The organism is uncultured Frigoribacterium sp., from assembly GCF_963515265.1.
In the GTDB taxonomy this organism is placed as follows: domain Bacteria; phylum Actinomycetota; class Actinomycetes; order Actinomycetales; family Microbacteriaceae; genus Frigoribacterium.
The window spans coordinates 1-9903 of the sequence record NZ_CAUPYL010000092.1 but is presented as its reverse complement, the minus strand read 5'-3'; the positions used below and the strand labels follow the sequence as shown (position 1 = coordinate 9903).

The following is a 9903-nucleotide window of genomic DNA, read 5'->3' as shown; positions in this document are numbered from 1 at the left end:
ATCGTGCCGTGGCCGCGCTCGCGGGCGGCTCCAGCCCGGCCGTCGCCGTCTCGGGCGACGCGGACGGGGCCCTCGTGGCCGTCTTCGACCCTGCGGGGCAGCTCGTCGCGACCGGCGGCGACGACGACCTCGCCGGGTACGCGCGACAGCTCGCGGGGGCCTCCTCGGGCAGCCGGGTCTCGCTCGACGGGGACGACTTCGTCGTCGAGACCGACGGTGCGGAGTCGGTGAGCACGACCACGTCGACTCCCTCGCCGTCGCCGAGCCCGAGCCCGAGCCCGAGCGCGAGCCCCTCCTCCGAGACCGAGCCGCCGGAGTCCCCGTCCGACGACGACGACGCGCTCGACGACGACGACGACGCCGCCGAGGCCGCACGCGACGCCGCCGACGACGCGCGGGAGGCCGCCGAGGACGCGAGCGCGGCCGCTGCTGCCGAGGACGACGACGACCTCGACGTCCAGACCGTCACCACACGGTGGGACGTCGTGGCCGCACGCTCCCTCGACGAGGCGCAGGCCGCCTCCTCGGCCAGCCTGCTCACGCTCGGCGTGGCCGTCCCCGTGGCGCTGCTCGTGCTGGGGGTGACGACCTGGTTCGTGGTCGGGCGGGCGCTGCGCCCGGTCGAGTCGATGCGCCGCGAGGTCGCCGAGGTGACCGCTGCGAACCTGTCGCACCGCCTCGCCGACCCGGGCGGGGGAGACGAGGTGTCGCGGCTCGCCTCGACCCTGAACGGCATGCTCGACCGGCTGGACGCCTCTGCGACCGCGCAGCGGCGCTTCGTCGGCGACGCCTCGCACGAGCTCAAGACGCCGCTCGCGACGATCCGCCAGCACGCCGAGGTCGCGCTGCTGCACCCCGAGAGCATCGACGGGCGCGCGCTGGCCGGCACCGTCCTCGGCGAGGAGGCGCGCCTCACCTCACTGGTGCAGGGACTGCTGGTCCTCGCCCGCGCCGACGAGGGCGCGCTCGGCGTCGCCCGCCGACCCGTCGACCTCGACGACCTCGTGCTGACGGAGGCGGCCCGCCTGCGGTCGGGTGCGGGTGGGGGTGCGGGTGTCTCCGTCGACGCCACGGCCGTGGGGCCGGCACGAGTGCGCGGCGACGAGGGGCTGCTCGGCCAGGTCGTCCGCAACCTCGTCGCGAACGCCTCCCGGCACGCGCGCTCGGCGGTGGCCGTGGGGCTCGTCGAGACGGCCGACGGCCGCGCGGTGCTGACCGTCGACGACGACGGTGCGGGGGTCGCCGCGGACGACCGCGCCCGGATCTTCGAGCGCTTCGTCCGCCTCGACGAGGCCCGCGACCGCGACGCCGGAGGCAGCGGCCTCGGCCTCGCCATCGTCGCCGAGATCGTGCGCGTGCACGGCGGCTCGGTGCGGGTCGAGACGTCACCGCTCGGCGGGGCGCGCTTCGTCGTCGACCTGCCGGCCGACGCCTCCTGACCTGCCTGCCCGGCCCCGCCTCCTCGTCGCCCGAGGTCCCTGCGGCGCACGCCCCGCTGCCCGGCCGTGCGGCGACGCACGGCGGCGGCGGTGGTCGCTGAACGTTCCTTCAGGTCGCTTCAGGGGCGCTTCAGGGGCTGCCCGAGACAGTGGGGTCATCGCTCGAGAGAGCACCGCCCGCCGCACCGCGGCCCCACGATCGGAGACACCGTGAAGAACGTCCTGAAGAGCAAGAAGTCCCTCCTCGTCGCCGGCGGGGTCGTCGGGATCCTCGTGCTGGGCGGCGGCGGCGTGGCCGTCGCGTCGACCCTCGACGACCGCGTCGGCGGCGCGGCGAACGACCGTGCGCAGGAGGCGGCGCTCGCCGAGACCGGCGGAGGCACCGTCACCGACGTCGACCGTCTCGACGACGGCCTGCCCGGCTACGAGGTCGACGTCGTGCTGCCCGACGGCCGCGAGAGCACCGTGCTGCTGGGCGACGACTTCAGCGTCTCCTCGTCGCGCATCGACGACGATCGTGACGGCCGCGACGACCGCGACGGCGACGACGACTCCGGCCGTGACGGCGACCTCTCCGACGACTCGTCGAGCACGCCCGGCTCCGACAGCACCTCGGGCAGCACCTCCCGCACGGACGACGACGACCTCGTCGGAGCCGACTTCGACCAGGCCGCCGCGGCCGCGATCGCCGCTGCCGGCGGGGGCACCGTGACCGACGCCGACCGCAGCGACGACGGCGACACCGCGTACGAGGTCGACGTGCGCCTCGACGACGGGACCGAGGTCGACGTCGACCTCGACGCCTCCTTCGGGGTGCTCCGCACCGACGTCGACGACCGCCGCTGACCTGCCCGGCGCGGTCCGCGCACCCTCCGCACCCTCCGGCCCTGCGCACGCCCCCGTGCGCGCCGGAGGGTGCGCGGCGTATGCCCGGGCTCCGTTCCCGGTTCCGGTTCTGGTTCCGAAAATGCCGACTGTTCGGGCCCTGCCTGGGCTGCAACACCTCGATATCCGGTGATTGCAGCCCTTCAGGTCGGGTTCTGCAGCCCGAGTCGCCCCTGGCGCCGAGCCGCCGGCCGCCCACGGCCCCACGATGCGAGGATGACACCGTGCCCACCTTCTCCGCCGCGCGAGGCGACCACACGTTCGTCGACGCCCACGGCGTCACCGTCCACTGGTACGTCTGGCGGGCGGCCGACCCGCGCGGCTCCGTCCAGCTGATGCACGGCGTGGGCGAGCACGCGCTCCGCTACGAGGAGCTGGCGCAGGAGCTCGTCCGCGCCGGCTGGACGGTCTACGCCGACGACCACCTCGGCCACGGCGCGACCGGCCTCGGACAGCACGGCGGCGACCACACGAAGCTCGGCCGTCTCGGCCCGTCGGGGCTGCGGGGAGCGGTGGAGGCGGTCGTCCAGTTCACGGGGATCATCCGCGACGACGCACCCGGCCTCCCCCTCGTGGCGCTCGGCCACTCGTGGGGGTCGCTGATGCTCCAGAAGATCGTCGACGAGCGGGCCTCGCTCTACGACGCCGTCGTGCTCAGCGGGACCGCGTACCGGGTGCCCGGCAGCATGAACGGCGGCGACCTCAACGCCCGGCACGCGCACCTCGGCACGACCGGGTTCGAGTGGCTGAGCCGCGACCCGGCGGTCGCGGCCGAGATGGCGGCCGACCCGCTCGCCGTCGACGCGAAGGTCGCGACCCTGTTCGGCTGGCGCGACGCGCTGCGGCTGCTCGGGCGCCCGGCCAAGCAGCTCGACCGCGACGTGCCGCTGCTCGTCCTCGTCGGGGGAGACGACCCGCTCGGCGGCGAGGAGAGCGCCCGCAAGCTCGCCGAGGCCTACGTGTCGCGCAGCGGCCTCACGGACGTCGAGCTCGTCGTCTACGACGGCGCCCGGCACGAGGTCTTCAAGGAGACGAACCGGGCCCAGGTCTTCGCCGACCTCGTCGCGTGGCTCGACGCCCGCCTCCCGCGCCCCCGCCCCTGACCTCGCCGCCGCGCCCCTGACCCGCCGCGTGCACTCGCCCTGACCTGCCCAGGCCGCAGATGCCGACCGCCGGGCCTCGCATAGTGGGATATCCAGGGATTGCGGGGTGGATCCGGCCGCTGCGGTCGGCATCTGCGACAAGACCAGCGCAGACCGCGCAGGCATAGGCTGCAGCCATGCACGGTGAGTACAAGGTCCCTGGCGGCAAGCTCGTGGTGGTCGACCTGGAGGTGCGCGAGGGCCGCATCGCCGAGTTCCGGCTCGCGGGCGACTTCTTCCTCGAGCCCGACACGGCGCTCGACGCCATCGACCGTGCGGTGAACGGCCTGCCGGTCGAGTCCGACGCGGCGTCCATCGCCGCGGCGATCAAGGCGGGCCTCCCCGACGACGCCGTCCTGCTCGGCTTCTCGCCCGACGCCGTCGCGACGGCCATCCGCCGCAGCCTCTCGAAGGCGACCGACTGGCGCGACCACGACTGGCAGATCATCCACGACGCGCCCGTCTCGCCGAACATGCACCTCGCCCTCGACCAGGTCCTGACCGAGGAGGTGGGGGCCGGCCGCCGCCAGCCCACCCTCCGCTTCTGGGAGTGGGACCAGCCCGCCGTCGTCATCGGCAGCTTCCAGTCGCTCCGCAACGAGGTCGACCTCGACGCGGCCGCCGAGCACGGCTTCGAGGTCGTGCGGCGCATCAGCGGAGGCGGCGCCATGTTCATGGACGCCCAGTCGATCGTCACCTATTCGCTCTACGCCCCCGGCGAGCTCGTGCAGGGCATGAGCTTCGCCGACAGCTACGCGTACCTCGACGAGTGGGTCATCACGGCCCTGAAGTCGCTCGGCATCGACGCGTTCTACCAGCCCCTGAACGACATCACGAGCGCGAAGGGCAAGATCGGCGGGGCCGCCCAGAAGCGCCTCGGCAACGGGGCCCTGCTGCACCACGCGACGATGTCGTACGACATGGACGGCGAGAAGATGGTGAAGGTGCTCCGCATCGGCCGCGAGAAGATGAGCGACAAGGGCACGACCAGCGCCGCCAAGCGCGTCGACCCCCTGCGCAGCCAGACCGGGCTGCCGCGCGCCGAGATCATCGAGCGCATGAAGCAGACCTTCACCGGCCTCTACGGCGCCGAGGTCGGCCACGTCACGGACGACGAGCTCCAGGCGGCCGAGCAGCTCGTCACCACGAAGTTCGCCACGCCGGAGTGGCTCCGCCGCGTGCCCTGACCCCAGGAGGCGCGGGCCCGGTGCCCGAGACCTCTCGCCGAGGTCAGTCGCGACGATCGGGGCTCGCCCCCTACTCCCGGGGCCGCCGAGTGGTCGGTTCCTGTCCCTCCCGCGCGCGGGAACGACAGGAACTGACCACTCGACGTGGCGTCCAGGCCGGTGCGGGCCAGGAGGCCCGAGCCCGAGCCAGAGGCCGGGCCCGTCCCTGAGGGCCTAGCGCGTCAGGAGCTCTTGGTAGTCGACGTGCTCGTCGACCCAGTCGACGACGAACGGGCACATCGGCACCACGCGCAGCGACGTCTCGGAGCGGACGTCGTCGAGCGCGCCCTGCACCAGTTGCGCCCCGAGGCCGGCGCCGCGGCGGGCAGGCTCGATCTCGGTGTGCGTGAAGCGGATCTCGTCGCCGACGACGTCGTAGGCGGCGAGCCCGATGGTGCTGCCGTCCTCGACGAGGACGTACTGGTTCTGCTCGGGACGGTTCTCGACTGCGGTGCTCATCCCGACACGGTACGCCGGGTGGCTCGGGGGTCGTCCAGCGGTGCGAGAGGATGGCGACCATGCCCGTCGACTGGACCCGCGCCTCCTCGAGTCTCGTGGTCCACGGCGACAACCTCGACGTGACCCCGACGCTGCCCGACGGCGCGTTCACGGTCGTGTACCTCGACCCTCCGTTCAACACGGGTCGGCCACAGACACGGCGCTCGACGACGTCGGTCCGCAGCGTGCCCGACTCGGTGACTGCCGTGACCGGTTTCAAGGGCCTCGGCTACGAGCGCATCCGCGGCGACCTGATGCGCTACGACGATCGCTTCGACGACTACTGGTCGTTCCTCGAGCCGCGGCTGGCCGAGGCGTGGCGGCTGCTCGCCGACGACGGCACGCTCTACCTGCACCTCGACTACCGCGAGGCGCACTACGCGAAGGTGCTGCTCGACGCGCTGTTCGGCCGCGACTCGTTCCTCAACGAGATCATCTGGGCCTACGACTACGGCGCCAAGAGCCGCAACCGGTGGCCGACGAAGCACGACACGATCCTCGTCTACGTGAAGAGCCCGAAGGGGTACTTCTTCGACTCGGAGACCGTCGACCGCGAGCCGTACATGGCTCCCGGCCTGGTGACGCCCGAGAAGGTCGCGCGCGGCAAGCTGCCGACCGACGTCTGGTGGCACACGATCGTGTCGCCGACGGGCCGCGAGAAGACCGGCTACCCGACGCAGAAGCCCGAGGGGGTGCTGCGCCGCATGGTGCAGGCGTCGTCGCGCGAGGGCGACTGGGTGCTCGACTTCTTCGCCGGCAGCGGCACGCTGGGCGCGGTGGCGTCGGCCGCGGGCCGCCGCTACGTCCTGGTCGACAGCAACGAGGAGGCGGTGGCCGTCATGCGCAGACGCCTCCCCGATGCGACGTTCGTCGTCGCCGAGCCGCCCCGGGCCTCCTCGGCCAGCTAGGCGGTCGCTGCGGGGGCAGGGAGGCGGCCCTCGAGCTCGGCGAGGGCCTCAGCCTCTGCCTCGGCTCGGGCCTCGGCGAGGGCGATCTCGGCGAGGGCGTGGTCGTCGACGTCGACGGCGGCCGTCATCGCCTCGAGGAACGAGACGACTGCCGCGGTCTCGTCGGGCGACAGGCCCTGGGCCGCGGTGATCATGCGGCCGTGCATGCCGGAGAGCGTGTCGGTGACCTCGGCGTGCGTGCCCTCGGTGGCCCGCAGCAGGACGCCGCGCTTGTCGGTGGGGTGGGCCAGGCGCTCGACGTGGCCGCTCGCGACGAGCCGGTTGATCAGCACGGACGTGGACGCGGAGGTGATGGCCAGGTGCTCGGCCAGCACCTTGGCGCTGACGGGCTCGTGCTTGCGGCCGGCCCGCACGAGGAACCGCAGCGCGGCGAGGTCGGTCTCGTTCATCTTCATGCTGTCGCGGGTGCGACGACGCATGTCCGACTCGGCGGCACGGTAGCGGCGCAGGGCGTTCAGCACGGCGACTCCGCGCTCGCTGGCGCTGGAGCCGTACCAGTACCCCGTCGCGTCGTAGTTACGCCGGGTCGGCTCGGGAGGCATGCTAGAGAGTGTAGCTAAGCCGATCAGGGAGTTCCATCCTGCGGCGAGTGTCGCGCGGGGTTCCCAGCCAGTTCGTGGCGGGAGCGACCAGCCCCGGTCAGCTCGACGTGGTCCGGTCCGAGGACGGCTCGCCCGACGCGGGGCGGTCCGACGACGGCGGGTTCGACGCGGGTCGTTCCGACGGCGGCCCGTCGCCCTCGACGACCGGGACGCTCCCCGTGGGCGGCGCGACCAGCGCACCCGACGCGGCTGCCGCCTCCTGCGCCGCCAGCTCGGCCGCGAGCCGGTCGTCGTTCGCCTCGTCGATGGCCGACTTCTGTCGCAGTGGCGACGCCTTGAGGAAGAAGCTGAGCACGAAGGCGAGCAGCACGATGCCGAGCGCGACCCAGAACACGGTGACGGTCGCCTGCGCGAAGCCGTCGAGGAACGGCGCCGCGAGCCGGCTGTCGGCCGTGTTGAGGAAGGACGTGTTGCCGTTCAGGGCTCCACCGACCGACGACGTGTCGCCGTTCTGTGCCGCCTGGTAGAGGCCGAGGATGCTTGCGTTCGCGCGGTCGGCGGTGACGCTCGGGTCGGCCAGTGCCGCCTGGGCGTCGCGCTGCAGCGCAGGGTCGGCGAACGCCGCGGCGATCGTCTGCGGGATCCGCGAGAAGAGCACCGAGAACAGCACGGCGGTGCCGAGCGTGCCGCCGATCTGGCGGAAGAACGTCGACGCCGAGGTGGCCACGCCGATGTCGCGCGGGCCGACGGAGTTCTGCGACGCGATGGTGAGCGTCTGCATCAGCTGCCCGAGGCCGAGGCCGATCAGCAGCATCCCGATCATCATGAACCAGTAGGGCTTGTCGTACGAGAGGTTCGTGAACCAGAAGAAGCCGAGCGACATGAACGCGGTGCCCGTGATCGGGAAGATCCGGTAGCGGCCGGTCCGCGAGATGAGCTGGCCCGAGACGATCGACGAGATCATCAGCCCGGCGATCATCGGCAGCATCTGGAACCCGCTCTCGGTCGGCGTCGAGCCGAGCACGAGCTGCAGGTAGAGCGGCACGGTCAGCAGGGCACCGAACATGCCGAAGCCGACCAGCACGCCGAGCACGGTCGCCATCGAGAACGTGGCGTTGCGGAACAGCTTCAGCGGGATGAGCGCGTCGTCGCCCATCGCCCGCTCGACCATGACGAACGAGACGATGCCGACGGCGCCGATCACGTAGCAGGCGAAGGCGCCGGGCGACGACCAGCCCCACTCGCGGCCCTGCTCGGCGACGAGCAGCAGGGGCACGGCGGCGACGATCACCGAGGCTGCGCCCCACCAGTCGATGCGGACGTTCTCGCGACGCACCTGGCCGGGGATGTGCAGGAACCGCACGACGACCGCCAGCGCGACGACGCCGATCGGCAGGTTGACGAGGAACACCCAGCGCCAGCCGGTGACGAACAGGATCTGCTCGGCGCCCGCGAAGAGCCCGCCCACCAGCGGGCCGATCACGCTCGAGATGCCGAACACGGCGAGGAAGTAGCCCTGGTACTTGGCGCGTTCGCGCGGAGCGAGGATGTCGCCCATGATCGTCAGCGGCAGCGCCATCAGGCCGCCGGCGCCCATGCCCTGCACGGCACGGAACAGCGCGAGCTGGTACATGCTCGTCGAGAAGCCGGCCAGCAGCGAGCCCAGCAGGAAGATCGAGATCGCGATCAGGAACAGCGGCCGCCGGCCGAAGATGTCGGACAGCTTGCCGTAGATCGGCGTCGAGATCGTCGAGACGATCAGGTAGGCGGTGGTCACCCACGCCTGCAGGCTCAGCCCGTCGAGGTCGTCGGCGATCGTGCGCATCGACGTGCCGACGATCGTCTGGTCGAGCGCCGACAGGAACATGCCCGCCATCAGGCCGAAGATCACGAAGAGGATCTGGCGGTGGGTCATCAGCCCCTGTCGCTCCGCGGGTGCCGAGGAGGCGGTGGTCGCCGGGGAGGAGGAGGCGGTGGTTCTCGACATGGCGCGGCGTCCTTCGGAGGGCACGAGGTGGTGAGACGGCGGAGCAGCACGGGAGCGGCGGGACCGGGCGTGGGCTGCGGAACGGGAGGAGCGAGGCGGCGACGCTGCAGCCGAGGGAGGCGCACCGAACGTGCGCAGACCGCAAAAGTACTGCACCGGCACGGCTTCCACCAGACGTGACGTCGAGCCTGGGGACGGAGCCGGCCGACCAGCTGCCGGGGGAGGAGCCGTAGCCTGGTGCGATGCCGTCCTCCCGCAGCCGCCGCCCGTCGCGTCGCCGCCCGTCGGCGTCGGCTCCGCTGGCCGCGCTCGCGCTGGCCCTGGTGACGGCTGCGCTCGCGGGGTGCACCTCGGGTGCCGCGCCGGACGCGAGCACGAGTGCGAGGCCGAGCGCGCCTCCTTCGTCGTCTGCTCCCGCCGCGACCGCCGAGCCCTCCGAGGAGCCTGCCCCCGTGACCAGCCCCGCCGAGCCCTCGACGCCTGCCGCGCCCGCCTTCGACAAGTCGGCGATGTCGATCGACGACCCCGCGAGCCTCTGGGTCGTGAGCGACAAGCTGAGGCCGTTGAGCCCGATCGACTACGTGCCGAGCGACCTCGTCACGATCGACGTGGCGTCGCAGAACCCTCCCGTGTTCCGCCGCGAGGCCGGCGACGCCCTGCTCGCGCTGTTCGCCGCGGGGGAGGCGGAAGGGGCCGGGCAGTTCCAGGTCCAGAGCGCGTACCGGTCGTACGCCACGCAGGTGAGCGTGTACCAGGGCTGGGTCGACCGGCTCGGCCAGGCACAGGCGGACATCCAGAGCGCGCGCCCCGGGCACAGCGAGCACCAGACGGGCCTCGTCGCCGACATCAGCCCGATCCCGCTGAGCTGCGCCCTTCAGGCCTGCTTCGGCGACACCGCCCAGGGGCAGTGGCTCGCCGCCAACGCGTGGCGCTACGGCTGGCTGCTGCGCTACCCGGCCGACAAGACGGCCGTCACGGGGTTCACCTACGAGCCGTGGCACTTCCGCTACGTGGGGGTGCCGCTCGCGACCGAGCTGCACACGACGGGCGTCACGACGCTCGAGGAGTTCTTCGGCCTGCCGGCCGCGCCGACCTACGCCGGCTGAGCCCGGAGCCGACGACGGGCGAGTCCGGGGGCCCCCCGGACGCGGGTGGGTGCGCCCGCGCCCCCCACCACCCGCGCCCGACAGCCCCCCGGCGGGGGGGGGGCCTGGGG

9 protein-coding genes are annotated in these 9903 nt (G+C 72.8%); 6 read left to right on the top strand and 3 right to left on the bottom strand.

The window, feature by feature from the left end:
* From RWM17_RS08925 to RWM17_RS08910, 4 genes are all read left to right on the top strand, one after another.
* Positions 1–1439, top strand: a 1439-nt coding sequence (locus RWM17_RS08925) for a HAMP domain-containing sensor histidine kinase (RefSeq protein WP_314102837.1), incomplete at its 5' end; no start/stop codon positions are given.
* Between the two features lie 210 nt (positions 1440–1649).
* Complete coding sequence (locus RWM17_RS08920; protein WP_314102834.1) at positions 1650–2285, top strand: PepSY domain-containing protein; 636 nt, start codon at positions 1650–1652, stop codon at positions 2283–2285.
* Positions 2286–2548: 263 nt separating this feature from the next.
* Positions 2549–3427: an alpha/beta hydrolase gene (locus RWM17_RS08915; protein WP_314102831.1), complete on the top strand. Its 879-nt coding sequence runs from the start codon at positions 2549–2551 to the stop codon at positions 3425–3427.
* 176 nt (positions 3428–3603) lie between these two features.
* Complete coding sequence (locus RWM17_RS08910) at positions 3604–4653, top strand: biotin/lipoate A/B protein ligase family protein (RefSeq protein WP_314102828.1); 1050 nt, start codon at positions 3604–3606, stop codon at positions 4651–4653.
* Between the two features lie 213 nt (positions 4654–4866).
* Here the strand turns inward: RWM17_RS08910 and RWM17_RS08905 are convergent, their stop codons facing one another.
* Entirely contained in the window at positions 4867–5151 is a 285-nt protein-coding gene (locus tag RWM17_RS08905; RefSeq protein WP_314102825.1) for a GNAT family N-acetyltransferase, read from the bottom strand.
* A 59-nt stretch (positions 5152–5210) separates the two neighbouring features.
* Between RWM17_RS08905 and RWM17_RS08900 the strand changes: the two genes are divergently transcribed.
* The gene (locus RWM17_RS08900; protein WP_314102824.1) at positions 5211–6098 is read left to right on the top strand and encodes a site-specific DNA-methyltransferase; all 888 of its coding nucleotides are present in this window, start codon (positions 5211–5213) and stop codon (positions 6096–6098) included.
* Here RWM17_RS08900 and RWM17_RS08895 read toward each other — a convergent pair.
* Both RWM17_RS08895 and RWM17_RS08890 read right to left on the bottom strand, forming a co-directional pair.
* The gene (locus tag RWM17_RS08895; protein WP_314102823.1) at positions 6095–6700 is read right to left on the bottom strand and encodes a MarR family transcriptional regulator; all 606 of its coding nucleotides are present in this window, start codon (positions 6698–6700) and stop codon (positions 6095–6097) included. The two genes, RWM17_RS08900 and RWM17_RS08895, sit on opposite strands and share 4 nt — an antisense overlap.
* A 97-nt stretch (positions 6701–6797) precedes the next feature.
* Positions 6798–8687, bottom strand: a complete 1890-nt coding sequence (locus tag RWM17_RS08890) for an MDR family MFS transporter (protein ID WP_399540346.1) — start codon at positions 8685–8687, stop codon at positions 6798–6800.
* Between the two features lie 452 nt (positions 8688–9139).
* On the opposite strand from RWM17_RS08890, the gene RWM17_RS08885 reads away from it, so the two are divergent.
* A complete protein-coding gene (locus RWM17_RS08885) occupies positions 9140–9793 on the top strand; it encodes a M15 family metallopeptidase (protein WP_314102820.1) in 654 nt (217 codons plus the stop codon).
* The last annotated feature ends 110 nt before the right edge of the window (positions 9794–9903 follow it).